Raw genomic sequence first — 21,663 nt, forward strand, 5'->3', positions numbered from 1 at the left:
GCGATCGCTCGCGCCGGGTTTTTTGTTTGATACAGAGCCGTCGGCTACTGCTTGGTATGCAGGTCGGTGCCGAGCGTATCCCTGACGAAGATCATGCCGATGATCAGCGTCACCGCCGCGATCACCACCGGATACCAAAGGCCGTAATAGATATCGCCCTTGTAGGCGCTGAACGCGAAAACGATCGCGGGCAGCAGGCCGCCGAACCAGCCATTGCCGATGTGATAGGGCAGCGACATGCCGCTGTAGCGGATGCGGGTCGGGAACATCTCGACCAGGATCGCGGCGATCGGCCCGTAGACCATGGTCACATAGAGGACCAGGATGAACAGGATGCCGATGACCTTGGCCCAGTTGACCTGTGCGGGGTCGGCAAACATCGCGAACGCGCCCGCTGCCGGAACGCTGTAGACGGTCACCTCGGTGGCGCCCGCGGCCTCATCCTTGGTCAGCACCTTGTCCTTGATCGCCTGTTCGGTCGGGACCGCGGTCTTTTCGCCGGCGCGGATGGCTGCCGCATCGAGCTTCAGTTCAGGATTGGCCGCAACAAAGGCGTCGAGCTTCTGGTCGGCAACCTTGGCGGCAGCGCGCTTCAACGGGTAACCGCCACCCTGAAGCGCGAGGTTGATACCCTTCTTGAAGGCAGCGTCGCTTGCAGCCTTCTTGTCGCCCGCGGCCTTGGCATCATAAGACGCCACGGTTTCGCTGCCGATCATGACACTCGCCGGGGTCCCCGCCGCCGCGGTAGAGACGATGTCGTAAGGCACCGAGTTCTTGGCAAGGAAGTCGGTCGCGATATCGCACGAACTGACCGGTACGCGCGTGCCGGTCGGGTTGAACTGGAAGTTGCAGTCTCCCGGAGCCGCCGTCACCGTGGCGCGCGTGTTCTGCTGTGCGGTGGCGAGCGCCGGATTGGCGGCCCAGGTCAACGCCTTGAACAGCGGGAAGGTGGTGACGACCGCCAGCGCAAGACCGGCCATGATGATCGGCTTGCGGCCGATCTTGTCGGACAGCCAGCCGAAGAAGACGAAGAAGCCCGTACCGAGTGCCAGCGCAATGGCAATCATGATGTTCACCGACTGCGCGTCGACCTTGAGCACATTGGCCAGGAAGAACAGTGCGTAGAACTGACCATTGTACCAGACCACGGCCTGACCGGCGGTGAGGCCGAACAGCGCCAGGATGGCGATCTTGGCGTTTTTCCATTGGCCGAAGGCTTCCGACAGCGGCGCCTTGGAACTCTTGCCCTCCTCCTTCATGCGCAGGAAGGTCGGCGATTCCGAAAGCGACAGCCGGATCCAGACCGAAATGCCGAGCAGGATAGCCGAGACCAGGAACGGAATGCGCCATCCCCAGGCGTTGAAGGCGTCCTTGCTTACCGAATTCTGCACCAGCAGGATGACAATCAGCGACAGGAAAAGGCCGAGCGTCGCCGTCGTCTGGATCCATGACGTGTAGAAGCCGCGACGGTCATCCGGCGCATGTTCCGCGACATAGGTCGCGGCGCCGCCGTACTCACCGCCAAGCGCCAGGCCCTGCAGCATGCGTAGCGCGATCAACAGGATCGGCGCCAGAATGCCCAGTGTCTCTGAACCCGGAAGCAGGCCGACAAGGAAAGTCGACAGACCCATGATCATGATGGTGACAAGGAATGTGTATTTGCGGCCGACGAGATCGCCGATGCGGCCGAACACCAGCGCGCCGAACGGGCGCACGATGAAGCCGGCGGCGAAGACCAGCAGCGTGAAGATGTAGCGGGTGCTTTCGGGAAACGAGTTGAAGAAGGTCAAGCCGATCGCGCCGGCCAACGCTCCGTAGAGATAGAAATCATACCATTCGAAAACCGCGCCCAGCGAGGAGGCGAAGATGACCTTCTTCTCCTCTCGTGTCATGCCGCGGCTGGCTCCGCCGGCGGTCGATGCCAATGCCATTGAACTGTCCTCCCGTGAATCGTCTGCCTTCGACGCTGGGCGTCATCGTCGGCGTTCCCTCCGAACGCGACTCGAACCAGCCATCAGCGTAAAAAATGACAGAAAGCGACCGCCGGAGGCAGACAGACCTTGGATTTATGACTTTGGTATTAGGTGCAGTGCGGCAAAGGCCGAGGATCAGGTCTTCAGCGCATCGAGCAGGCCGACGGCCGCCATCATGTCGCGTTTGCGGGCCGAGCGGCGTGCGACAGCCTCGGCATCCTGGCCCCAATGCTCGATCTGCCAGTCCTCGTCGACATGGCCGGCGGCCCAAGCCGCATCGCCATCGAGCGCACCGTAATCGACCGCCAGCGCCAGCAGCGCCGACCCGGTCAGCGAAGTCATGACATGGATTGCGGCCAGCCGCAGCGGCTCGGCACGCTGGGCAAGATGAGCGCCGAGCACTGCGATGCTCTCGCGCGGCTGTTCGACATGGATGATGCCCTCGGCGAGGTTGAACCGAGCCCCTAATGTCACCCTCGCCCAGTCGATCACCGGATCCCAATGCTGGTTCTGCCGCTCGACCAGCCCCTGCGGCGCGTCGGCGCGGTAGCAGGTCAGATCGGACGAGGCAAAGCGCAAGACGTCCTCCAGCACCGCCTGCGGGTCGCTGGCGACGCCGTCGATGGCGGTGTTGACCAGACGCAACACCGGCATCGTGACCGGGTCGATGGTCTCGCCCTGTGCAGCGAACTCATTGGCGACCAGGGCGGCGGCCTTCTCGGTCGGCAGCGCCAGCAGCGCCTTGCCCGGCGTGCGCACCGGCTTGCCGTCGAGATGGACGGCAAAACCGTCTTCCACAGCTGCGACCGACACGTCCTTGTAGAAGCGCTTCGGCAGGTGCGTCTTCATCTGGATCTGCGCGCGGCGCACCGGATCCGGATCGGACAGATGCTTTCCCGCTTCGAGGTCGTTGAGGATGTCACGCATGGTCGAACTTTCTATCCAGGTACCTGCTTGCGCGCCGGCCGGTTGACGATGATCAGGCCGACAGCGATCAGCCCAAGCGCCACAAAGATCCTGGTCGTCGGCGCCTCGCCCAGAATGATAGCGCCGCAGAGGACGCCGAACACCGGCGACAGGAAGGCGAAGCTCGACAGGCCCGATGCCGGATAGCGCCTGAGCAGCCAGAACCACAGCACATAGGTGAAGGCAACTATATAGAACGACTGGAACAGCAGCGCCAATGTCGGCAAGGCACTGACCGCGCGGATCGGCGGGCCGGCGAAAGGCAGAACCAGGACACCGACAATGGCCGCACCGGCCAGCTGATAAAGCAGCAATTTCTCGGCACTGGTCTCGACCAGTTTCGAACGCTTGATGACGACACTGGTCGCCGCCCACAGGATACCGGAGCCGAGGCTGAGCAGATCGCCCATCAAGGTCACGTCGGTGCCGCCGGCAATCCCGTCGGAAAACACCGCCACCAGGCCGCAGAAGGCGAGAACGAGCCCGCCAAGCTTGCGCGCGTTGATACGCTCACCGAGCAGGAAATGGCCGCCGATCAGGACCCAGAACGGCATGGTGTTGACCAGCAGCGTGTTGCGGGCAACGGTCGTGTATTCCAGCCCGATATAGAGGCACAGGAACTCGACGCCGAACAGCACGCCGACGATGAAGCCGGCGACAAGCGACCCGTCGGCCTTAAACAGCTTGATGCCGCGCAGCCAGCACCAGCCGAGCACACAGAGCCCGCCGATGATCGAACGTGCGATCGAGACGAAAACCGGATCGAAGCCGGCATAGGAGATCTTGGCGGCGACGTAGTTCAGCCCCCAGGAAAAGGTCAGCCCGACCATGATGGAAGCAGCCGCCAGATCGACCACATCGCGGCGATCCAATACCGAGGCAACGGCCAATGTCAGTCCTCCGCGCTGGCGTCGTCGAAGCCGATCAGGTTCCAGCTCTGACGCATATGCGGCGGCATCGGCGCGGTGACGTCGATGACGCCCTTGTCCGGGTGCGGAATGACGATGCGGCGCGCATGCAGATGCAGGCGGTTTTGAATGCCGCCCGGAAAGTCCCAGTTGGTGTCGGCCTCGAAATATTTGGGGTCGCCAAGGATCGGGCAGCCGATATAGGCGGCATGAACGCGCAGCTGGTGGGTGCGGCCGGTGTACGGCTCCATTTCCAGCCAGGTCATCGTCTGAGCCGCCTGCTCGATGATGCGGTAGTAGGACACGGCGTGGTCGGCGCCCTTTTCGCCATGGGCTGCCACGCGCACGCGGTCGCCGTCCTCGGTCGGTTCCTTGATCAGCCAGGTCGAGATCTTGTCCTCGCGCTTGGGCGGGACACCCTTGACCAGCGCCCAATAGGTCTTCTTGGTCTCACGCGCCCGGAATGACTCGGAAAGCTTCATCGCCGCAAGCCTGGTGCGGGCAACCACCAGCACGCCCGACGTGTCGCGGTCGAGCCGGTGCACCAGGCGCGGCTTCTCGCCCTTCTGGCTGCGCCAGGCCTCCAGCATGTCGTCGACATTGCGGGTGACGCCCGAGCCGCCTTGCACCGCCAGGCCCGCCGGCTTGTTGAAGACGAAGACTTTTGGATCTTCGTGGATCAGCATCTTGGCCAGCACATCGGCGTCGCCCTGGTTGCGGATCGAGTAACCCGTAAGCGCACTCTCGCCCTTCTTGTCGACCTCGAGCGGCGGCACACGCACCACCTGGCCGGGCTCGACACGGCTGTCGGCCTTGACCCGGCTGCCATCGACGCGGATCTGGCCCGAGCGCAGCAACTTCTGCAGATGGCCAAAGCCGAGGCCGGGGAAATGGGTCTTGAACCAGCGATCGAGCCGCATGCCCGCCTCGCCGGCCTCCACCGTGATCTGTTCTACGCCTGCCATGATTTTCGCTTTATCCGTTTCTAACGCGTGACCCCGAAATCTACTCCGGCTTTCGGAAAGGATCATGCGCAAGATCAAAGTTTCTGCAGCGCGTCCAGAGGATGCGGCGTGCTCCAGGTCGGGGCAATAACACTATGAAACGGTTCTTGCGAGCCAAAGTCCCAGAAACAGGGCGATAATGGCGCCAACGACGCTGGCCAGCGCATATCCCAACGCCGGCAGCGTCGCTCCGCGCTCCCATAGGGTCGCGAAATCGAGCGAAAAGGCGGAGAAGGTGGTGAAGCCGCCAAGGATGCCGGTGGCGACGAACAGCCGGAGCTCATTGGAACCGCCGCGCCGCATCAGCGCGGCGATGAACAGCCCCATGGCAAAGGAGCCGACGATGTTGATCGCCATCGTCCCCCAGGGGTAGTTGGGACCGACGAGGCGCAAGGCGCCGATGTTGGTCAGGTGGCGGATGCCGGCGCCGATGCCGCCGCCGACCACAACAAGAAGCAGATTGAACATGCCCGTTTACTGCCCGGCCAAGGCAGTGCGGTCAATCCCTTCAGACCAACGCCTCAGGTCGTCTCGACCTTCTTTGCCTTGCTCGAGCCGATCATCTTCCAGTTCTTGTAGAACATGGAATTGATGCGCTCGACGGTTACCGAAACGATGGCCAGAAGTCCGGCGATGAAGCCGGGGAACGGCGACGGGCGGATGATGTCCATGAACACGCAGTAGCGGCGTCCGTCATACTCGTTGACCGAGCGGTGCAGCAGCGTGTCGTCGAAAATATAGAGCGGGTTGTCGTGCCAGTAATTCCTCGCGCCGTTGCATTCGACGAAAACCTCTGCCTTCACCGGCAAGAGATTGTAGAGGATGCGCAGGCTGAGCCGCAGCGGTCCGAAATGCCAGGAAGTCGATTCCTTGCCTCTGAAGACAGATACGGCAATGGTCTTGATGTATTTGAAATCCTTGTTGAACTCCGCGACATTGTCGATCCGGTGCTTGCCGTACCACTGATAGACATACATGCCGCGACGACCGGTGCCGAAATTGGCGTCGATATCGGCGATGATCTCGTCCTTGCGCGCCTTGAAGACGTCAAGAACCTCGTTGACCTCGCGCTGATAATCGGCAGGAAACTGCTCCAGCTTCCACACACCCGGGTTGCGGTAGCAAACGAGGTCCACCAGCAGATTGAAGGGCGACAGCAGCCAGGTGAAGATGCCATTGCCGAGGAAATAGCCGCGCAACAGCGACAGATCCTTGCTGGCGTTGCGCAGCACATCGATCAGGCCGCAGACGATCCAGATCGTGGTCAGGATCGGAATGAAATAAAAGCCGAGCGCGAGCAGCGGGACAGCAATCACAGCCTGGCGAAGCGTTTTGCGAAGGGATTTTGTCATTTCTGTTCGCGCCGCGCGCTGTCCCCGTTCCGAATTATCGCCCGTCCTGGCAGCCTCCCGGCCGAGTCATGCGACGTGATAGGGCTTTTTGTCATGCGGTACAATCACACTGCTGTGACTGGCGGGGGCAGAATTTCAGTTCATCGCGGGCAGGCCGAGTTCGTCCCGTTTGTCCCGCGCGCCTATTTTTCCCGCTCGCTGCGCAGCTTTGCCCAATAGTCCAGCCGTTTCTTGATATCGCGCTCGAAGCCGCGTTCGGGCGGATCATAAAAGGTCTGCCGGCCCATCTTTTCGGGGAAATAGTCCTGGCCGGAAAAAGCATCGGGCTGGTCGTGATCGTAGCGGTAGCCGGCGCCGTAATCCTCCTCTTTCATCAGCTTGGTCGGCGCGTTGAGGATGTGCTTGGGCGGCAGCAGCGAACCGAACTCCTTCGCCGCCCGCGTGGCTGCCTTGAAGGCGGTATAGACGGCGTTGGATTTGGGCGCGGTGGCGAGATAGACGGTGGCCTCGGCGAAGGCCAGTTCGCCTTCGGGCGAGCCGAGGTAGTCGTATGCGTCCTTGGCGGCGTTGGCGATAACCAGCGCCTGCGGGTCGGCCAGCCCGATATCCTCCATCGCCATGCGCACCAGCCGGCGGCCGAGATAGAGCGGATCCTCGCCGGCGTCGAACATGCGGGCAAGATAATAAAGCGCCGCGTCCGGGTCGGACCCACGCACCGATTTGTGCAGCGCCGAGATCAGATTGTAGTGGCCGTCCTGGCCCTTGTCGTAAATCGGCGCGCGGCGCTGGACGATGCGCTGCAGCCCTTCGGGATCAAAAACCTCGCCGGGTTTGGCGGCGTGCCAGACTTCCTCGGCCAGCGTCAGCGAGGCCCGGCCGTCACCATCGCTCATGCGGATGAGCATCGCCCGCGCCTCTTCGTCGAGCGGCAGCGCCCTGCCCTCCGTCTCCTCCGCCCGCGTCATCAGTTTGGCGATGCTGTCCTCGCCCAGCGAGTGAAACACCAGCACCCGCGCTCGCGACAGAAGCGCGGCGTTCAGCTCGAAGGACGGATTTTCGGTCGTGGCGCCGACCAGCACCACCGTGCCGTCCTCCATGACCGGGAGAAACGAATCCTGCTGGGCGCGGTTGAAGCGATGGATCTCGTCGACGAACAACAGCGTCTGGCGGCCATTGGTGCGGCGCAGCTTCGCTGCCTCGAACACTTTCTTCAGGTCGGCGACGCCGGAAAACACCGCCGATATCTGCTCGAAAGCAAGGCTTGTCTCACCGGCCAGCAGTCGCGCCACGGTTGTTTTGCCGGTACCGGGCGGTCCCCAGAAAATCATCGAGCCGAGCGAACCGGAATTGAGGAGCCGCGTCAACGCTCCGTCCGGCCCGGTCAGATGCTCCTGCCCGACGACCTCGCCGAGGTTTTTCGGACGCAGCCGGTCGGCAAGCGGCCGGCCGGGGGGCGCTCTTTCCGGTTCATCGACGCTGAACAGATCGGCCATCTAGGTCTTCTGGTTGGAGCACGATCCTCAGAAATGGGAAGATCGCCTCAGTAACGCAACACCTGGCGCAGTATCTGCCCACCGCGCTCGACGGTAAAGCGCCACCAGCGTGTATCCTGCTGGGCAAGCTGCGCCAGTACGGCTGCCGTATCGACGGTCGTGCCGTTCACCTCGCGCACGATGTCGCCTGGCTGGAAGCCGAAATCGGCGGCCGGCGAATCACGGTTGATGTCGACCACGGTGACGCCCTTGAGGTCGGTGCGCAGGCCGAGGCGCTGGGCGAGCCTGGGCGACAGTTCCGCGACCTTGGCGCCGGAAAACGGGCTGCGGCCATGCAGCGTCACTTCCGAAGCCTTGGCTCCTTCCGGCGCGCGCTCCAGTGCGATCTCCATCGTCGCCTGCTGGCCCTTGCTCAGGATGGCGAAGGTCGCCTTGGTGCCGATCGACAGGGTCGCCATGCGGTAATCCAGCGCCTCGATGCCTTCGACCGTCGTGCCATTGAGCTGCAGCACGACATCGCCGGGCTTCAGCCCTGCCTTGGCCGCCGGTCCGGCTTCCTCAACCGACGACACCAGCGCGCCGGTCGGCTTCTCCATGCCAAGCGATTCGGCGATCTGCGGTGTGACCGCTTCGAACTCGGCGCCTATAAAAGGCCGCTCGAAGAAATCGAGCCCGGCCTTGGCCGCGTCGGCGAAGGCGCGCACCATGTTGGCCGGGATGGCAAAGCCGATGCCGATCGAGCCGCCGCTGCGGCTGTAGATGGCGGTGTTGATGCCGACCAGCTGGCCGCCCATGTTGATCAGCGCGCCGCCGGAATTGCCGGGATTGATGGCGGCGTCGGTCTGGATGAAGTAGCCCGAATCCGAAACGCCGATATGGCTGCGGGCAAGCGCCGACACGATGCCGCTGGTGGTGGTCTGGCCGACGCCGAACGGATTGCCGATGGCCAGCACCAGGTCGCCGACCTCGAGCGCGTCGGAATCGCCGATGGCGATCACCGGAAAGGGCTTGTCGGAGTTGATCTTGAGCACGGCGAGGTCAAGCGTCTCGTCCTTGAGCATGACCTTCGAGGTGAATTCGCGCCCGTCGGCGGTCGCGACCTTGACCTCGTCGGCATCCTTGATCACGTGGAAATTGGTGACGACGACGCCGCTTGGATCGACCAGCACGCCCGAGCCGAGCGAGGATTGCGCGCGCGGCTGCGCGCGGCCGAAGAATTCCTCGAAGAAAGGATCGCCGTCGAAGGGCGACGTGACCTTGGCCGTCTGCGAAGCATAGACATTGACCACCGCCGGCGCCGTCTGCTTGACCAGGGGCGCAAACGACAGCTGTACCTCTTCGCGGCCGAACGGCACGCGCTTGTCGGGACCGGAGGTGCCGTTCTCGCCTTCGACGCCATGCAGGAGGTCGGTCAGCACATCGGAGAGCCCCGGATCGGCTGGCTTGGCGGCGTCCTCGGCCAGAGCCTGCCTGACTGTCGGCGCGGCTGCGAACGCCATCATGGCGAAGAGCAGAACAAGAGACAGTCGGTTGGCGCGCATTCGCGAATCCTCCAAGGCAAGTTCGGGGGCATTGTCCCGACGATTGTGCAAAATGAAAGGCTAAGCCGCTGAAATCCGATTATTTTGGGCATCAAAGCAGCTATAGGTCGACTTGAAACTGAAAACCTTCGTCGGCCCTCATGAAAAAACAACTCCTGTCATTCCGTGACTTTTTGAAGACCGGCACTTTTGGGCCTGTTTTCCCTTCTCTGAAAATGATCGACATCGCCAGTATGCTAGGTACGCCTGACGGCTGGATCACGGAACATGCAGAGACGATTCCGGTCTATTGGACTTTCGGAAAGCTCGAAATTTCCTTTGATGAAGAAGCACCTCATTGGATGAACTGGTTTCAGATCGAAGAAGCGGGCTATCTCGAAGGTGATTTTGAGGTTCTCACCGATCGCCTTGTGCTCTCATTGGATGGGTTCAGTGGAGAGACGACACCTTCGGAATTCTTGACTGCCGGCCTTTGGGCTCCAGAAGAGGCAGCGGTGTTCTACGCCGCCTTGAGCGACGAAATATTGCTGAACATCTGCGCGGGTCCCGTTCAGATTCATTTCCGAGTCGATACAGACTTCATCGAAGATGGGGACGCCCAAAAATACCTGACCAATTCCAACGTGTCGCGAGTGGTCAGCGATATAGATTCCCGCGCCACCCTCGACAGTATCTATTCCTATCCCCAACCGGCGTTCGAAGAGATCCCCGGCGCCTTCAATTGGAATCTGCTTAGCGGTCGCGACTACCTGATGCTTACTCGCTAAACGTAAGACACGCTAAACGTAGGACGCCGGTAACAAAAAGGGGCCCGAAGGCCCCTTGAAGTCATTCCTGAAAAACCGAGCCTTATGCGGCAGTGGCTTCCTCGTTGGCGCCTTCGGCTTCGAGGCGGGCGCGGTCGCCGGCGCCCTTGGCGTCGGTGTCGCGGTCGACGAACTCGATGACCGCCATGGCGGCATTGTCGCCGTGGCGGAAGCCCGCCTTCATGATGCGCAGATAGCCGCCGTTGCGGTCGGCGTAGCGCGGCGCAATCGTGTCGAACAAACGCTTGACGACGCCTTCATTGCCGATCTGGGCAATGACCTGGCGGCGCGCATGCAAGTCGCCGCGCTTGCCGAGCGTCACCAGCTTCTCGACGATCGGACGCAAATCCTTCGCCTTCGGCAGGGTGGTGACGATCTGCTCATGCTCGAGCAGCGACACGGCGAGGTTGGCGAACATCGACTTGCGATGGCTAATGCTTCGGGCGAAGCGGCGGCCTTTAAAACCGTGGCGCATGGCTCTTTTCCTTCAGTTGCTCAAGAGGCCACGGCCTCTGATGGTTTTCCGCATGACCGTCGGATCGAGCGGCCCACGCCGCCGATCCTTGGACTTCATGCTCAATATTGGTCTTCGTAACGCTTGGCGAGGTCTTCGATGTTTTCCGGCGGCCAGTCCGGCACTTCCATGCCGAGGTGCAGGCCCATCGCCGCGAGCACTTCTTTGATCTCGTTCAGCGACTTGCGGCCGAAGTTCGGGGTGCGCAGCATCTCGGCTTCGGTCTTCTGGATGAGATCGCCGATGTAGACGATGTTGTCGTTCTTCAGGCAGTTGGCCGAACGCACCGAAAGCTCGAGCTCGTCCACCTTCTTGAGCAGCGCCGGGTTGAAGGCGAGCTCGGTGACGGCCTCGGTGGCGACTTCCTTCTGCGGCTCGTCGAAATTGACGAACAGGCCAAGCTGGTCCTGCAGGATGCGGGCAGCGAATGCCACCGCGTCCTCGCCCGAGATCGAACCGTCGGTCTCGATGGTCATGGTCAGCTTGTCATAGTCGAGAACCTGGCCCTCGCGGGTGTTCTCGACCTTGTAGGAGACCTTCTTGACCGGCGAATACAGGCTGTCGACCGGGATCAGGCCGATCGGCGCGTCTTCGGCGCGGTTGCGGTCTGCCGGCACGTAACCCTTGCCGGTGTCGACTGTGAATTCCATACGGATTTCAGCGCCCTCGTCCAGCGTGCAGATGACGTGGTCGGGGTTGAGGATCTCGACGTCGCCAACCGTCTGGATGTCGCCAGCCAGAACCGCACCCGGGCCCTGCTTGCGAACGACCATGCGCTTGGGACCATCGCCTTCCATGCGGATGGCGATTTCCTTGATGTTGAGGACGATGTCGGTCACGTCCTCACGCACGCCGGCAATCGACGAGAATTCATGCAGAACGCCGTCGATCTGCACGGCGGTGACAGCCGCACCGCGCAGCGAAGACAAAAGCACGCGGCGCAGCGCGTTGCCGAGCGTCAGGCCGAAGCCACGCTCGAGCGGCTCGGCGACCAGCGTGGTCAGCGTCTTCTTCTTCGACGAGAACTCGATCTTGTTCGGCTTGATCAGTTCCTGCCAATTTTTCTGGATCATGATGCTTTCCTTCCGTTGACCCGCCACCATCCAATCGTGGCGGGCGACCTGGAGTGCCGTGGAGGAGCGCCTTGAGGCGCTCACGCGGCGTTCGGTAATGTCTTAGACGCGGCGCTTCTTACGCGGGCGGCAGCCATTGTGCGGGATCGGCGTCACATCACGGATCGAAGTGATGGTGAAGCCGGCCGCCTGCAGGGCGCGAAGCGCCGATTCACGACCGGAGCCGGGTCCGCAGACCTCGACTTCGAGCATGCGCATGCCGTGTTCCTGGGCCTTCTTGGCGACGTCTTCGGCAGCCATCTGGGCGGCGAACGGGGTCGACTTGCGCGAACCCTTGAAGCCCTGGGCACCGGCCGACGACCAGGCAATGGAATTGCCCTGCGCGTCGGTGATGGTGATCATCGTGTTGTTGAAGGTCGAATTGACGTGGGCAACGCCCGACGAGATGTTCTTGCGTTCACGACGGCGAACACGAGCGGCTTCCTTGGCCATGATAGTCCTTTCAGTTGATCTCTACACCGCCGTAATGCCAGCGGCTCCACCTTTGAAAGCGAGTAGTGAGCAGGGACTAGCGAATAGGGACCCCTACTCGCTAATGGCTACTCGCTATCGCTCACTTACTTCTTCTTGCCGGCGATCGACTTGGCCGGGCCCTTGCGGGTGCGTGCATTGGTGTGCGTGCGCTGGCCGCGAACCGGCAGCGAACGGCGGTGACGCAGGCCGCGGTAGCAGCCGAGGTCCATGAGACGCTTGATGTTCATCGACACTTCGCGGCGCAGGTCGCCTTCGACCTGGTAGTCGCGGTCGATGGTCTCGCGGATCTGCAGCACTTCCGCGTCGGTCAGTTGGTTGACGCGGCGCTCGGCCGGGATGCCGACCTTGTCGACGATCTCCTGGGCGAACTTCTTGCCAATGCCGTGAATGTACTGAAGCGCAATGACGACGCGCTTGTTGGTCGGAATGTTGACGCCGGCTATACGAGCCATATTCTTCTCTTCTCCATGTGGGACCGGCCGGCCTTCAAAATAAGGCACGCGCGGCGCTGTTCAAATTACCCCGCGTCCGGTGGAGGCCGGCCCTTGCGGGAGTTCCCTAGTTTCAATGCGGCTGCCTTGCCCTTGCGGACAAGCAAGCCTCATGCCTGATAGGAAGACGGGCCGCCATAACCCAGCGAACCGTTCCAGTCAAGCGCAATCTTTACTTTACCGTACCGGTCTCCCGCGTCACCGCCGCGAGCAGCGCTTCAATCTCCGCCGTCACGGTGTCGACAGGAGCCATGCCGTCGACACTCCTAAGCGAGCGTTTGGCGTAATAATAGCCGATCAGCGGCGCCGTCTTCTTGTAATATTCCCGCAGGCGCTCTTCGAACACCACCGGATTGTCGTCCTTGCGCACCGGCTGTCCGGCGGCCTTGGCGTCGTCGGCGCGCTTGACGATGCGGCCGACCAACGCTTTGTCGTCGACGACGAACTCGATCACGGCATCGAGGCCAATGCCGCGCTCGGCGAGCATCGATTCAACCGCATCAGCCTGCACCAGCGTGCGCGGATATCCGTCGAGGATGAAACCGCTGGTGCAATCGGGTTGGTCGATGCGCTCGGCCACGATCGCGTTGACAATGGCGTCGGAAACCAGCTCGCCGGCATCCATCACCGCCTTGGCGCGCTTGCCGACTTCAGTGCCGGCCTGTACGGCGGCCCGCAGCATGTCGCCCGTCGACAGCTGCGGTATGCCGTATTTTTCTACCAGTCTTTGTGCTTGCGTCCCCTTGCCCGCTCCTGGCGGCCCAAGCAATATCAATCTCATCTGGCCTTCTTCCCCCCGCGCAGCTTCGACTTCTTGATCAGGCCCTCATACTGGTGCGCGATCAGGTGACCCTGGATCTGCGCCACCGTATCGAGGGTTACACTGACCACGATCAGAAGCGATGTGCCACCGAGGTAGAATGGTACGCCAGTTGCCGAAATCAGGAACTCGGGCAGCAGGCACACCAGCACCAGATAGATGGCGCCGACGACGGTGATGCGCGTCAGGACATAGTCGATGTAATCGGCGGTGCGCTCACCCGGACGGTAGCCCGGAATGAAGCCGGAATGCTTCTTGAGCTGGTCGGCGGTGTCCTTCGGATTGAACACGATGGCCGTGTAGAAGAAGGCGAAGAACACGATCATTGCCGCATAGAACAGCATGTAGAGCGGCTGGCCGTGGCCGAGCGAAGCGAGCACGGTGCTTGCCCAGGCCGGCAGGTTTGTCGTCTGCGAGAAGCCAGCGACCGTTGCCGGCAGCAAAAGCAGCGACGACGCGAAGATCGGCGGAATGACGCCCGACGTGTTGAGCTTCAGCGGCAGATGCGAGGTATCGCCCTGGAACATGCGGTTGCCGACCTGGCGCTTCGGATACTGGATCAGCAGGCGGCGCTGCGCGCGCTCGAAGAACACGATCAGCGCGATGACGATTATGGCCAGCACGATGATCGCGAGTATCAGCCCGGTCGATAGAGCGCCGGTGCGGCCGAGCTCCAGCGTGCCGGAGATGGCGCGCGGCAGGCCGGCGACGATGCCGGAGAAGATGATCAGCGAAATGCCGTTGCCGATGCCGCGGGCGGTGATCTGCTCGCCCAGCCACATCAGGAACATGGTGCCGCCAACCAGCGTGACGACGGTCGAGATGCGGAAGAACATGCCGGGATCGTTGACGATGCCGTTGCCGCCTTCCAGGCCCACCGAAATGCCGTAGGCCTGCACCAGCGCCAGGAGTACCGTGCCGTAGCGCGTGTACTGGTTGATGACCTTGCGGCCCTGCTCGCCTTCCTTTTTCAGCGCCTCCAGCGACGGAATGACCGAGGTCATCAGCTGCATGATGATGGAGGCTGAGATGTAAGGCATGATGCCGAGCGCGAAGATCGCCATGCGCTGCACGGCGCCGCCGGCGAACATGTTGAACATGCCGAGCACGCCCTTGGCCTGCGAAGAGAAGGCCTGCGCGAATGCATCCGGATTGATGCCGGGCAGCGGGATATAGGTGCCGAGGCGATAGACGAGCAGCGCGCCGACGGTGAACCAGATTCGCTTCTTCAGGTCCTCCGCCTTGGCGAAAGCCGCAAAATTCAGATTCGAGGCTAGTTGTTCAGCAGCCGAAGCCATGCCTGATTCTCCGCTAGAGCATGATGCCGAAAAGTGTGAAGCGGTTTTCGGACAACGTCATGCGCTACTTCTTTGATTTGTATGTCACGCTCGATGCCCGCAGCTCAGGCGGCGCGTGGCACCGAAGCTCACGAGATAAGCTCCGGGCTCTAAACATGCAAGCGGCCGCGTTGACGCGGCCGCCTAATTGATCGGATCAAAGCGCAATCGTGAACAAAAACGGATACCGTTCCTGCCGGCCGCACTTCAAATTGCCGTTACTCCGCTGCCGCTTCCGGCAGCTTGACCGAACCGCCGGCCTTTTCGATCTTCTCGATCGCGGCCTTGGAGGCGCCGGCGACGTCGAAGACAAGCTTTGCCTTGAGCTCGCCGTCCGAGAGGATGCGCACGCCGTCCTTGACGCGGCGAATAACGCCGGCGGCAACGAGTGCCTCGGCCGTCACGGTCGCCTTGGCGTCAAGCTTCTTGGCATCGAGCGCGGTCTGGATACGAGCCAGCGAAACGACGACAAAGCTCTTGGCGAAGATGTTATTGAAGCCACGCTTCGGCAGGCGCCGATAGAGCGGCATCTGGCCGCCCTCGAAGCCGTTGATGGCAACGCCGGAGCGCGCCTTCTGGCCCTTGACGCCGCGACCGCCGGTCTTGCCCGAGCCGGAGCCGATGCCACGGCCGAGACGCTTCTTGGAGTGCGTCGCGCCGTCCTTGTCACGCAGATCGTTGAGTTTCATCTGGGTTCTCCTGCGCTTTTGCTCAGCCCTCGTCCACGACGCGGACGAGATGCTGGACGGCAGCGATCATGCCGCGCACCGAGGGAGTGTCCTCCAGCGTGCGCTGCTTGTGCATCTTGTTGAGGCCGAGGCCGACCAGCGTTGCGCGCTGTTCCTTCGGGCGGCGGATCGGCGAACCGATCTGCTCAACGGTGATGGTCTTGGTTGCTTTCTTGGCCATGGTCAAAATCCCTGGTCAGATCGACTATTCTTCAGCCGCAACGGCGGTGCCGCGGCGGGCCTGAAGGGTCGAATATTTGATGCCGCGCGCAGCAGCCACATCCTTGGGATGCATCTGGCTCTTCAGCGCGTCGAACGTGGCGCGAACCATGTTGTAGGGGTTCGACGAACCCATCGACTTGGCGACCACGTCATGCATGCCGAGCGTCTCGAAGACAGCGCGCATCGGGCCGCCGGCGATGATGCCGGTACCCTGCTTGGCAGCGCGCAGCAGCACGCGTCCGGCACCCCAGCGTCCTTCGACGTCGTGGTGCAGCGTGCGGCCCGAGCGCAGCGGCACGAAAATCATGTCGCGCTTGGCCGACTCGGTTGCCTTGCGGATCGCTTCCGGCACTTCGCGCGCCTTGCCGTGACCGAAGCCGACGCGGCCCTTCTGGTCGCCGACGACGACGAGTGCTGCAAAACCGAAGCGACGGCCGCCCTTGACGACCTTGGCGACACGGTTGATGTGGACGAGCTTGTCCACCATGCCGTCATCGCGTTCTTCACGATCGCGGCCGCGGCCGCCATCCCTACGTTCCTGTGCCATATCCTGTTCCTTGTTTTTTTCCGGAAGCACGGTTGCTGATAAGATCCGGTGCGCCTCTTTGGGTCACCGGGGGCGAATTATTTTTCCTTGCATGATCTTGTCCGAAAAGTCTGCAACTTTTTGCTGCGCTGACCTTCGGTTCGGGATCAGGCAATTAGAAGCTCAGACCGCCTTCACGGGCAGCCTCGGCCAGCGCCTTGACGCGGCCGTGATAGATATAGGCGCCGCGGTCGAAGACGACTTCCTTGACGCCGGCCTTCGAAGCACGCTCGGCGATCAGCTTGCCAACAGCGGCTGCTGCCTCGGTGTCGGCGCCGGTCTTGAGCGAACCCTTGAGGTCCTTCTCAAGTGTCGATGCAGCCGCGATGGTATGGCCCTTGGCGTCGTCGATGACCTGCACGTAGATGTTCTTCGACGTGCGGTGAACCGAGAGACGCGGGCGCTCGCCGGCGACCTTCTTGATCTGACGGCGAACGCGCTGCGCGCGGCGCTGGATGGATTCCTTGGTAGCCATGATAGTCTTCCTTGCCTTCAAAAAACGGGGGGCCGCCATGTGCGGTAGGCGAAAGCGCCTCCCGCGACCGCTCCCCGCGGCGTTGCAGTTCTTTGGCTTGGCCTTTTCCGAAAAGTCTGCAACTTTTCGGGGCCAGGCCTACTACTTCTTCTTGCCTTCCTTGCGGACGATCTTCTCGCCGGCATAGCGGACACCCTTGCCCTTGTAGGGCTCGGGACCGCGATACTCGCGAATCTCGGCGGCAACCTGGCCGACCTGCTGCTTGTCGATGCCGGTCACGGTGATTTCCGTCGGCTTCGGCACAGTGATCGTGATGCCAGCCGGCGTCTGGTAGACGACATCATGGCTGAAGCCAAGTGCCAGCTGCAGGTTCTTGCCCTGGAGTGCCGCGCGATAGCCGACGCCGGTGATCTCGAGCTTCTTCTCGAAACCGTCCTTGACGCCCTGCAGGATGTTGACGATCTGCGTGCGCGACATGCCCCACTTGGAGCGGGCGGTCTTGGTCTGGTCGCGCGGCTGGACAGCGATTTCGCTGCCTTCCATCTTGACCAGCACTTCGTCGTTCACCACGAACTTCAGCTCGCCCTTGGGGCCCTTCGCCGTCACGGTCTGGCCGTTGACGGTCGCGGTCACGCCCTGCGGCAGCGAAACGGGTTTCTTTCCAATACGAGACATTTGGTTGTCCTCGTCACTTCTCTTGTTTCAGGTCTGCCGAATTAGAAAATCTGGCAGAGGATTTCGCCGCCGACATTCTGTTCGCGTGCTTCGTGATCGGCCATCACGCCCTTCGGCGTCGAAAGGATGGCGATGCCGAGGCCGTTGGCGACGTGCGGGATCGACTTGGCCGAAACGTAAACGCGGCGGCCAGGCTTCGAGACGCGGGCGATTTCGCGCACGACCGGAGCACCGTCGAAATACTTCAGCTCGATTTCGATTTCGGACTTGCCGTTGTCGAAGTCGGTCTGGCTGTAGTCGCGGATATAGCCTTCAGCCTTCAGCACGTCGAGGACGCGGGTACGCAGGCGCGACGCCGGCGTCGAAACGCTCGACTTCTTACGGCCATACGCGTTGCGGATGCGGGTCAGCATATCGCCGAGAGGATCGCTCAATGACATGTTATGTCCTCCTTACCAGCTCGACTTGACCAGGCCCGGGATCTGGCCGTTATTGCCGAGATCACGAAGCGCGATGCGCGATACTTTGAGCTTGCGATAATAGGCGCGCGGACGGCCGGTAACTTCGCAGCGGTTGCGGATGCGGATCTTGGCCGAGTTGCGCGGCAGGGCAGCAAGCTTCAGCTGAGCGCGGAAACGCTCTTCCATCGGCTTGGACTGGTCCATGATGATCGCCTTGAGCGCTGCGCGCTTGGGACCGTACTGGTCGGCAAGCTTGCGGCGCCTGTTGTTCTTCTCGACTGAGCTGGTCTTTGCCATTTCAGATTTTTCCTTTTCTCGCTGCCGTTACTGGCGGAAGGGGAAGTTGAAGGCCTTGAGCAATGCCCTGGCTTCGTCGTCCGTCTTCGCAGTCGTACAAACGATGACGTCCATGCCCCAGATCTGATCAACCTTGTCGTAGTTGATCTCCGGGAACACGATGTGTTCCTTGATGCCCATGGCGTAGTTGCCACGGCCATCGAAGCTCTTCGGATTCAGTCCGCGAAAGTCGCGGACGCGCGGCAGTGCGATGTTCACGAGACGGTCGAGGAACTCGTACATGCGTTCCTTGCGCAGCGTGACCTTGGCGCCGATCGGCATCTTCTCGCGGACCTTGAAGCCGGCGATCGAATTACGGGCGCGGGTGACGACGGCCTTCTGGCCGGCGATCATCGCCAGGTCTTCGGCCGCGATCGAAGGCTTCTTCGAATCCGCGGTCGCTTCGCCGACGCCCATGTTCAGCACGATCTTGTCGATGCGCGGAACCTGCATCTCGTTCTCGTAGCCGAACTGCTCCTGCAGCGCCTTGCGGATGGTCTCGTTGTAGACCTGCTTGAGGCGCGGCGTGTTCTGGGCCTTGGACTGTTTGCTTTCAGCCTTGGGCTTCGTGGTTTGAGCCTTAGCCATTGATGACTTCTCCCGAGCGCTTGGCGACGCGCACCTTCTTGCCGTCCTTCTGGAAGATGAAGCCGACGCGGGTCGGCCTGCCATCCTTGGGGTCGGCGAGCGCGATGTTCGACAGCTGGATCGGCGCTTCCTTGGTGATGATCCCGCCCTCTTGGGACTGGGACTGCTTCTGGTGACGACGGATCATGTTGACGCCGCGCACCAGCGCGGTGTCTTCCTTCGGCTGAACCGAGAGGACTTCGCCCGAACGGCCCTTGTCCTTGCCGGCCAGCACGACGACCTTGTCGCCTTTTCTAATCTTTTGCATTGGTCCGGCTCCTTACAGCACTTCAGGCGCGAGCGAGATGATCTTCATGTGGTTCTTGGCGCGGAGTTCGCGCGGAACCGGTCCGAAGATACGCGTGCCGATCGGCTCTTTCTTGTTGTCGACGAGAACGGCCGCGTTCTTGTCGAAACGGATCACGCTGCCGTCCGGGCGGCGGATGTCCTTGGCCGTGCGAACCACGACCGCCTTCATCACATCGCCCTTCTTAACGCGGCCGCGCGGAATGGCTTCCTTGATCGACACCACGATGATGTCGCCTACGGAAGCGTATTTCCGCTTCGAGCCGCCCAGCACCTTGATGCACATGACACGACGGGCGCCGGAATTATCCGCGACGTCGAGGTTTGTTTGCATCTGAATCATGACTGGCCGCCTTCTTCTCTTCTAACGGGACGGGCTCAAAGCCCCTCCCCGGTCTGTCCAAAATTCGGTTTGTTACGCCTGGTCCGAAGACACGACGATCCAGCGCTTGTCCTTGGAAATCGGCTTCGATTCCTGGATGAACACCTGATCGCCGACCTTGTGGGCGTTGTTCTCGTCGTGCGCCTTGTACTTCTTGGTCATGCGCACGGTCTTCTTCATCACGGGATGCGTGAAGCGCCGTTCGACCTTGACGACTACCGTCTTCTCGTTCTTGTCGCTGACGACAGTGCCCTGCAGAATGCGCTTTGGCATGATTTTCGTCCTTAAGCCTTCTTGGCCGCGGACTTTTCCGCAGCGATGGTCTTGATACGCGCAATGTCCTTGCGAACCTGCCGCACGCGCGCGGTCTTCTCGAGCTGGCCGGTGGCCTTCTGGAAGCGCAGGTTGAACTGCTCCTTCTTCAGGCTGGCCAGATCGTCGGTCAGCTGGTCCTGGGTCTTCGTCCGGATGTCTTCGGCTTTCATGATCAGCCCGTCCTTATTCTGCGATGCGCTGTACGAAGCGCGTCCTGACCGAGAGCTTGGCCGCGCCGAGACGCAGCGCCTCACGGGCGGTTTCTTCGTTGACGCCGTCGATCTCGAACATGATGCGGCCCGGCTTGACGCGCGCCGCCCAGTAATCGACAGCGCCCTTGCCCTTGCCCATGCGCACTTCGGTCGGCTTCGACGTCACCGGCACATCAGGGAAAATACGGATCCACACGCGGCCGGCACGCTTCATCTCACGAGTGATCGCGCGGCGGGCCGCCTCGATCTCACGCGCGGTGACGCGGTTCGGCTCAAGCGCCTTCAGCCCGAAACCACCAAAATCCAGGTTGGTGCCGCCCTTTGCGGTACCATGGATACGGCCCTTGAACTGCTTGCGGAACTTTGTGCGCTTTGGCTGCAGCATCGTTCTAACTCCAAATTCCTAAATAATCAGGCGTTTTCGCGACGACGACCGCGTTCGCGATCGCCACCACCGCCATGCGCAGCATCACCCTCGGTCGCGCGACGCTCCGAAGCCATCGGATCGTGCTCGAGGATTTCGCCCTTGAACACCCAGACCTTGACGCCGCAGATGCCGTAAGCCGTATGCGCTTCGGCCGTGCCGTAGTCGACATCGGCGCGCAGCGTATGCAGCGGCACGCGGCCTTCTCGGTACCATTCCATGCGCGCAATCTCGGCGCCGCCGAGACGGCCGGCGCAGTTGATGCGGATGCCTTCGGCGCCCAGGCGCATCGCCGACTGAACGGCGCGCTTCATGGCGCGGCGGAACGCGATACGACGCTCGAGCTGCTGGGCGATCGACTGGGCGACCAGGGTCGCGTCGATTTCCGGCTTGCGCACTTCAACGATGTTCAAGTGCGTCTCGGACTTCGTCATCTCCATCAGCTTCTTGCGAAGCTTTTCGATGTCGGCGCCCTTCTTGCCGATGATCAGGCCCGGGCGCGCCGCATGGATGGTGACGCGGCACTTCTTGTGCGGGCGCTCGATCACGACCTTCGAAATCGCAGCCTGCTTCAGTTCCTTTTCAAGATATTTGCGGATCTTGATGTCCTCATGCAGCAGTTTGCCGTACTCGCCGGTGTTCGCGAACCAGCGCGAATCCCAGGTGCGGTTGATGCCGAGGCGCAGACCGATCGGATTGACTTTCTGGCCCATTATGCGGCCTCCCCTTTTTCTTCGACTTCACGAACGACGATCGTGAGGTGCGAGAACGGCTTTTCGATACGGCTGGCGCGACCGCGGCCACGAGCATGGAACCGCTTCATGACGATCGACTTGCCGACATAGGCTTCCGCCACGATCAGTGCATCGACGTCGAGGTCGTGGTTGTTTTCCGCGTTGGCGATCGCCGATTCCAGCGTCTTCTTGACCGTGCCGGAAATCCGCTTGGCCGAGAATTCGAGATCGGAAAGCGCTGTCGCGACCTTCTTGCCGCGGATCAGCGCGGCAACCAGGTTCAGCTTCTGCGGGCTGATACGGATCGTGCGCAGAACGGCGCGCGCTTCGTTGTCAGCAAGCCTGCGCGGAGCTTTGGCCTTGCCCAT

General features: G+C 61.8%; 30 protein-coding genes. 1 reads left to right on the forward strand and 29 read right to left on the reverse strand.

What is annotated here, in order from left to right; genetic code table 11:
- Window positions 1-44 precede the first annotated feature (44 nt).
- The 8 genes from NKL06_RS27275 to NKL06_RS27310 all read right to left on the reverse strand — a co-directional run bounded on the left by NKL06_RS27275 (window position 45) and on the right by NKL06_RS27310 (window position 9,237).
- Window positions 45-1,931, reverse strand: a complete 1,887-nt coding sequence (locus tag NKL06_RS27275; protein WP_023682590.1) for an MFS transporter — start codon at window positions 1,929-1,931, stop codon at window positions 45-47.
- A gap of 177 nt (window positions 1,932-2,108) precedes the next feature.
- Window positions 2,109-2,900, reverse strand: coding sequence for an ATP12 family chaperone protein (locus NKL06_RS27280; RefSeq protein ID WP_023691254.1), 792 nt, complete (start codon window positions 2,898-2,900; stop codon window positions 2,109-2,111).
- An 11-nt stretch (window positions 2,901-2,911) separates the two neighbouring features.
- The gene (locus NKL06_RS27285; RefSeq protein WP_081725424.1) at window positions 2,912-3,769 is read right to left on the reverse strand and encodes a DMT family transporter; all 858 of its coding nucleotides are present in this window, start codon (window positions 3,767-3,769) and stop codon (window positions 2,912-2,914) included.
- Window positions 3,770-3,831: 62 nt separating this feature from the next.
- Entirely contained in the window at window positions 3,832-4,812 is a 981-nt protein-coding gene (locus NKL06_RS27290; protein WP_023691252.1) for an RluA family pseudouridine synthase, read from the reverse strand.
- A gap of 132 nt (window positions 4,813-4,944) precedes the next feature.
- Window positions 4,945-5,319: a fluoride efflux transporter CrcB gene (gene crcB, locus NKL06_RS27295; RefSeq protein ID WP_023688419.1), complete on the reverse strand. Its 375-nt coding sequence runs from the start codon at window positions 5,317-5,319 to the stop codon at window positions 4,945-4,947.
- A 53-nt stretch (window positions 5,320-5,372) separates the two neighbouring features.
- The gene (locus tag NKL06_RS27300; protein ID WP_023682594.1) at window positions 5,373-6,203 is read right to left on the reverse strand and encodes an aspartyl/asparaginyl beta-hydroxylase domain-containing protein; all 831 of its coding nucleotides are present in this window, start codon (window positions 6,201-6,203) and stop codon (window positions 5,373-5,375) included.
- Window positions 6,204-6,385: 182 nt separating this feature from the next.
- On the reverse strand, window positions 6,386-7,696 hold the full coding sequence (locus NKL06_RS27305) for a replication-associated recombination protein A (protein ID WP_023691251.1): 1,311 nt from the start codon (window positions 7,694-7,696) through the stop codon (window positions 6,386-6,388).
- A 47-nt stretch (window positions 7,697-7,743) separates the two neighbouring features.
- Complete coding sequence (locus NKL06_RS27310) at window positions 7,744-9,237, reverse strand: DegQ family serine endoprotease (protein ID WP_023691250.1); 1,494 nt, start codon at window positions 9,235-9,237, stop codon at window positions 7,744-7,746.
- 140 nt (window positions 9,238-9,377) lie between these two features.
- On the opposite strand from NKL06_RS27310, the gene NKL06_RS27315 reads away from it, so the two are divergent.
- Window positions 9,378-10,004: a hypothetical protein gene (locus NKL06_RS27315; protein WP_023807398.1), complete on the forward strand. Its 627-nt coding sequence runs from the start codon at window positions 9,378-9,380 to the stop codon at window positions 10,002-10,004.
- An 82-nt stretch (window positions 10,005-10,086) separates the two neighbouring features.
- Here NKL06_RS27315 and rplQ read toward each other — a convergent pair whose 3' ends face one another.
- From rplQ to rplV, 21 genes are all read right to left on the reverse strand, one after another.
- The gene (gene rplQ / locus NKL06_RS27320) at window positions 10,087-10,518 is read right to left on the reverse strand and encodes a 50S ribosomal protein L17 (RefSeq protein ID WP_023691248.1); all 432 of its coding nucleotides are present in this window, start codon (window positions 10,516-10,518) and stop codon (window positions 10,087-10,089) included.
- A 101-nt stretch (window positions 10,519-10,619) separates the two neighbouring features.
- Window positions 10,620-11,630, reverse strand: coding sequence for a DNA-directed RNA polymerase subunit alpha (locus NKL06_RS27325; RefSeq protein WP_023682599.1), 1,011 nt, complete (start codon window positions 11,628-11,630; stop codon window positions 10,620-10,622).
- A gap of 102 nt (window positions 11,631-11,732) precedes the next feature.
- A complete protein-coding gene (gene rpsK / locus NKL06_RS27330) occupies window positions 11,733-12,122 on the reverse strand; it encodes a 30S ribosomal protein S11 (RefSeq protein ID WP_006205444.1) in 390 nt (129 codons plus the stop codon).
- Between the two features lie 125 nt (window positions 12,123-12,247).
- Complete coding sequence (rpsM, locus tag NKL06_RS27335; RefSeq protein WP_006205445.1) at window positions 12,248-12,616, reverse strand: 30S ribosomal protein S13; 369 nt, start codon at window positions 12,614-12,616, stop codon at window positions 12,248-12,250.
- 211 nt (window positions 12,617-12,827) lie between these two features.
- Complete coding sequence (locus NKL06_RS27340; RefSeq protein ID WP_023691247.1) at window positions 12,828-13,436, reverse strand: adenylate kinase; 609 nt, start codon at window positions 13,434-13,436, stop codon at window positions 12,828-12,830.
- Window positions 13,433-14,773, reverse strand: a complete 1,341-nt coding sequence (gene secY, locus NKL06_RS27345) for a preprotein translocase subunit SecY (RefSeq protein WP_023672761.1) — start codon at window positions 14,771-14,773, stop codon at window positions 13,433-13,435. Before secY ends, NKL06_RS27340 begins: the two co-directional genes overlap by 4 nt.
- 257 nt (window positions 14,774-15,030) lie before the next feature.
- A complete protein-coding gene (gene rplO, locus NKL06_RS27350) occupies window positions 15,031-15,501 on the reverse strand; it encodes a 50S ribosomal protein L15 (RefSeq protein ID WP_023682601.1) in 471 nt (156 codons plus the stop codon).
- Window positions 15,502-15,523: 22 nt separating this feature from the next.
- Entirely contained in the window at window positions 15,524-15,721 is a 198-nt protein-coding gene (gene rpmD, locus NKL06_RS27355) for a 50S ribosomal protein L30 (RefSeq protein ID WP_006205449.1), read from the reverse strand.
- Window positions 15,722-15,745: 24 nt separating this feature from the next.
- Window positions 15,746-16,309 (reverse strand): 30S ribosomal protein S5, encoded by a 564-nt coding sequence (gene rpsE / locus NKL06_RS27360; RefSeq protein WP_006333394.1) that lies wholly within the window; start codon window positions 16,307-16,309, stop codon window positions 15,746-15,748.
- 154 nt (window positions 16,310-16,463) lie between these two features.
- Window positions 16,464-16,823: a 50S ribosomal protein L18 gene (rplR, locus tag NKL06_RS27365; protein WP_023682602.1), complete on the reverse strand. Its 360-nt coding sequence runs from the start codon at window positions 16,821-16,823 to the stop codon at window positions 16,464-16,466.
- Between the two features lie 141 nt (window positions 16,824-16,964).
- Window positions 16,965-17,498, reverse strand: a complete 534-nt coding sequence (gene rplF, locus NKL06_RS27370; protein ID WP_023691246.1) for a 50S ribosomal protein L6 — start codon at window positions 17,496-17,498, stop codon at window positions 16,965-16,967.
- A gap of 41 nt (window positions 17,499-17,539) precedes the next feature.
- Window positions 17,540-17,938, reverse strand: coding sequence for a 30S ribosomal protein S8 (gene rpsH / locus NKL06_RS27375; protein WP_006205453.1), 399 nt, complete (start codon window positions 17,936-17,938; stop codon window positions 17,540-17,542).
- 12 nt (window positions 17,939-17,950) lie between these two features.
- Entirely contained in the window at window positions 17,951-18,256 is a 306-nt protein-coding gene (rpsN, locus tag NKL06_RS27380) for a 30S ribosomal protein S14 (RefSeq protein ID WP_010909282.1), read from the reverse strand.
- 27 nt (window positions 18,257-18,283) lie between these two features.
- Window positions 18,284-18,883, reverse strand: a complete 600-nt coding sequence (rplE, locus tag NKL06_RS27385) for a 50S ribosomal protein L5 (protein ID WP_023672755.1) — start codon at window positions 18,881-18,883, stop codon at window positions 18,284-18,286.
- Window positions 18,876-19,190, reverse strand: a complete 315-nt coding sequence (gene rplX / locus NKL06_RS27390; protein WP_023691245.1) for a 50S ribosomal protein L24 — start codon at window positions 19,188-19,190, stop codon at window positions 18,876-18,878. Before rplX ends, rplE begins: the two co-directional genes overlap by 8 nt.
- Before the next feature lie 12 nt (window positions 19,191-19,202).
- The gene (gene rplN, locus NKL06_RS27395) at window positions 19,203-19,571 is read right to left on the reverse strand and encodes a 50S ribosomal protein L14 (protein WP_006205457.1); all 369 of its coding nucleotides are present in this window, start codon (window positions 19,569-19,571) and stop codon (window positions 19,203-19,205) included.
- A 72-nt stretch (window positions 19,572-19,643) separates the two neighbouring features.
- The gene (gene rpsQ, locus NKL06_RS27400; RefSeq protein WP_010909280.1) at window positions 19,644-19,883 is read right to left on the reverse strand and encodes a 30S ribosomal protein S17; all 240 of its coding nucleotides are present in this window, start codon (window positions 19,881-19,883) and stop codon (window positions 19,644-19,646) included.
- An 11-nt stretch (window positions 19,884-19,894) separates the two neighbouring features.
- On the reverse strand, window positions 19,895-20,095 hold the full coding sequence (rpmC, locus tag NKL06_RS27405; protein ID WP_006205459.1) for a 50S ribosomal protein L29: 201 nt from the start codon (window positions 20,093-20,095) through the stop codon (window positions 19,895-19,897).
- Between the two features lie 13 nt (window positions 20,096-20,108).
- The gene (gene rplP / locus NKL06_RS27410) at window positions 20,109-20,522 is read right to left on the reverse strand and encodes a 50S ribosomal protein L16 (protein WP_006205460.1); all 414 of its coding nucleotides are present in this window, start codon (window positions 20,520-20,522) and stop codon (window positions 20,109-20,111) included.
- Window positions 20,523-20,548: 26 nt separating this feature from the next.
- Window positions 20,549-21,274, reverse strand: coding sequence for a 30S ribosomal protein S3 (rpsC, locus tag NKL06_RS27415; protein ID WP_023672753.1), 726 nt, complete (start codon window positions 21,272-21,274; stop codon window positions 20,549-20,551).
- Window positions 21,274-21,663, reverse strand: coding sequence for a 50S ribosomal protein L22 (gene rplV / locus NKL06_RS27420; RefSeq protein ID WP_006205462.1), 390 nt, complete (start codon window positions 21,661-21,663; stop codon window positions 21,274-21,276). The genes rpsC and rplV overlap by 1 nt, the downstream gene beginning before the upstream one ends.

Source organism: Mesorhizobium sp. C268A (assembly GCF_040324475.1).
GTDB lineage: Bacteria > Pseudomonadota > Alphaproteobacteria > Rhizobiales > Rhizobiaceae > Mesorhizobium.

Bases quoted from the DNA above. Each gene is read 5' to 3' on its own strand.
- NKL06_RS27275 (WP_023682590.1), bottom strand. From the start codon at position 1,931: ATGGCATTGGCATCGACCGCCGGCGGAGCCAGCCGCGGCATGACACGA.
- NKL06_RS27280 (WP_023691254.1), bottom strand. From the start codon at position 2,900: ATGCGTGACATCCTCAACGACCTCGAAGCGGGAAAGCATCTGTCCGAT.
- NKL06_RS27285 (WP_081725424.1), bottom strand. From the start codon at position 3,769: ATGGTCGGGCTGACCTTTTCCTGGGGGCTGAACTACGTCGCCGCCAAG.
- NKL06_RS27290 (WP_023691252.1), bottom strand. From the start codon at position 4,812: ATGGCAGGCGTAGAACAGATCACGGTGGAGGCCGGCGAGGCGGGCATG.
- crcB (WP_023688419.1), bottom strand. From the start codon at position 5,319: ATGTTCAATCTGCTTCTTGTTGTGGTCGGCGGCGGCATCGGCGCCGGC.
- NKL06_RS27300 (WP_023682594.1), bottom strand. From the start codon at position 6,203: ATGACAAAATCCCTTCGCAAAACGCTTCGCCAGGCTGTGATTGCTGTC.
- NKL06_RS27305 (WP_023691251.1), bottom strand. From the start codon at position 7,696: ATGGCCGATCTGTTCAGCGTCGATGAACCGGAAAGAGCGCCCCCCGGC.
- NKL06_RS27310 (WP_023691250.1), bottom strand. From the start codon at position 9,237: ATGCGCGCCAACCGACTGTCTCTTGTTCTGCTCTTCGCCATGATGGCG.
- NKL06_RS27315 (WP_023807398.1), top strand. From the start codon at position 9,378: ATGAAAAAACAACTCCTGTCATTCCGTGACTTTTTGAAGACCGGCACT.
- rplQ (WP_023691248.1), bottom strand. From the start codon at position 10,518: ATGCGCCACGGTTTTAAAGGCCGCCGCTTCGCCCGAAGCATTAGCCAT.
- NKL06_RS27325 (WP_023682599.1), bottom strand. From the start codon at position 11,630: ATGATCCAGAAAAATTGGCAGGAACTGATCAAGCCGAACAAGATCGAG.
- rpsK (WP_006205444.1), bottom strand. From the start codon at position 12,122: ATGGCCAAGGAAGCCGCTCGTGTTCGCCGTCGTGAACGCAAGAACATC.
- rpsM (WP_006205445.1), bottom strand. From the start codon at position 12,616: ATGGCTCGTATAGCCGGCGTCAACATTCCGACCAACAAGCGCGTCGTC.
- NKL06_RS27340 (WP_023691247.1), bottom strand. From the start codon at position 13,436: ATGAGATTGATATTGCTTGGGCCGCCAGGAGCGGGCAAGGGGACGCAA.
- secY (WP_023672761.1), bottom strand. From the start codon at position 14,773: ATGGCTTCGGCTGCTGAACAACTAGCCTCGAATCTGAATTTTGCGGCT.
- rplO (WP_023682601.1), bottom strand. From the start codon at position 15,501: ATGAAACTCAACGATCTGCGTGACAAGGACGGCGCGACGCACTCCAAG.
- rpmD (WP_006205449.1), bottom strand. From the start codon at position 15,721: ATGGCCAAGAAAGCAACCAAGACCATCACCGTTGAGCAGATCGGTTCG.
- rpsE (WP_006333394.1), bottom strand. From the start codon at position 16,309: ATGGCACAGGAACGTAGGGATGGCGGCCGCGGCCGCGATCGTGAAGAA.
- rplR (WP_023682602.1), bottom strand. From the start codon at position 16,823: ATGGCTACCAAGGAATCCATCCAGCGCCGCGCGCAGCGCGTTCGCCGT.
- rplF (WP_023691246.1), bottom strand. From the start codon at position 17,498: ATGTCTCGTATTGGAAAGAAACCCGTTTCGCTGCCGCAGGGCGTGACC.
- rpsH (WP_006205453.1), bottom strand. From the start codon at position 17,938: ATGTCATTGAGCGATCCTCTCGGCGATATGCTGACCCGCATCCGCAAC.
- rpsN (WP_010909282.1), bottom strand. From the start codon at position 18,256: ATGGCAAAGACCAGCTCAGTCGAGAAGAACAACAGGCGCCGCAAGCTT.
- rplE (WP_023672755.1), bottom strand. From the start codon at position 18,883: ATGGCTAAGGCTCAAACCACGAAGCCCAAGGCTGAAAGCAAACAGTCC.
- rplX (WP_023691245.1), bottom strand. From the start codon at position 19,190: ATGCAAAAGATTAGAAAAGGCGACAAGGTCGTCGTGCTGGCCGGCAAG.
- rplN (WP_006205457.1), bottom strand. From the start codon at position 19,571: ATGATTCAGATGCAAACAAACCTCGACGTCGCGGATAATTCCGGCGCC.
- rpsQ (WP_010909280.1), bottom strand. From the start codon at position 19,883: ATGCCAAAGCGCATTCTGCAGGGCACTGTCGTCAGCGACAAGAACGAG.
- rpmC (WP_006205459.1), bottom strand. From the start codon at position 20,095: ATGAAAGCCGAAGACATCCGGACGAAGACCCAGGACCAGCTGACCGAC.
- rplP (WP_006205460.1), bottom strand. From the start codon at position 20,522: ATGCTGCAGCCAAAGCGCACAAAGTTCCGCAAGCAGTTCAAGGGCCGT.
- rpsC (WP_023672753.1), bottom strand. From the start codon at position 21,274: ATGGGCCAGAAAGTCAATCCGATCGGTCTGCGCCTCGGCATCAACCGC.
- rplV (WP_006205462.1), bottom strand. From the start codon at position 21,663: ATGGGCAAGGCCAAAGCTCCGCGCAGGCTTGCTGACAACGAAGCGCGC.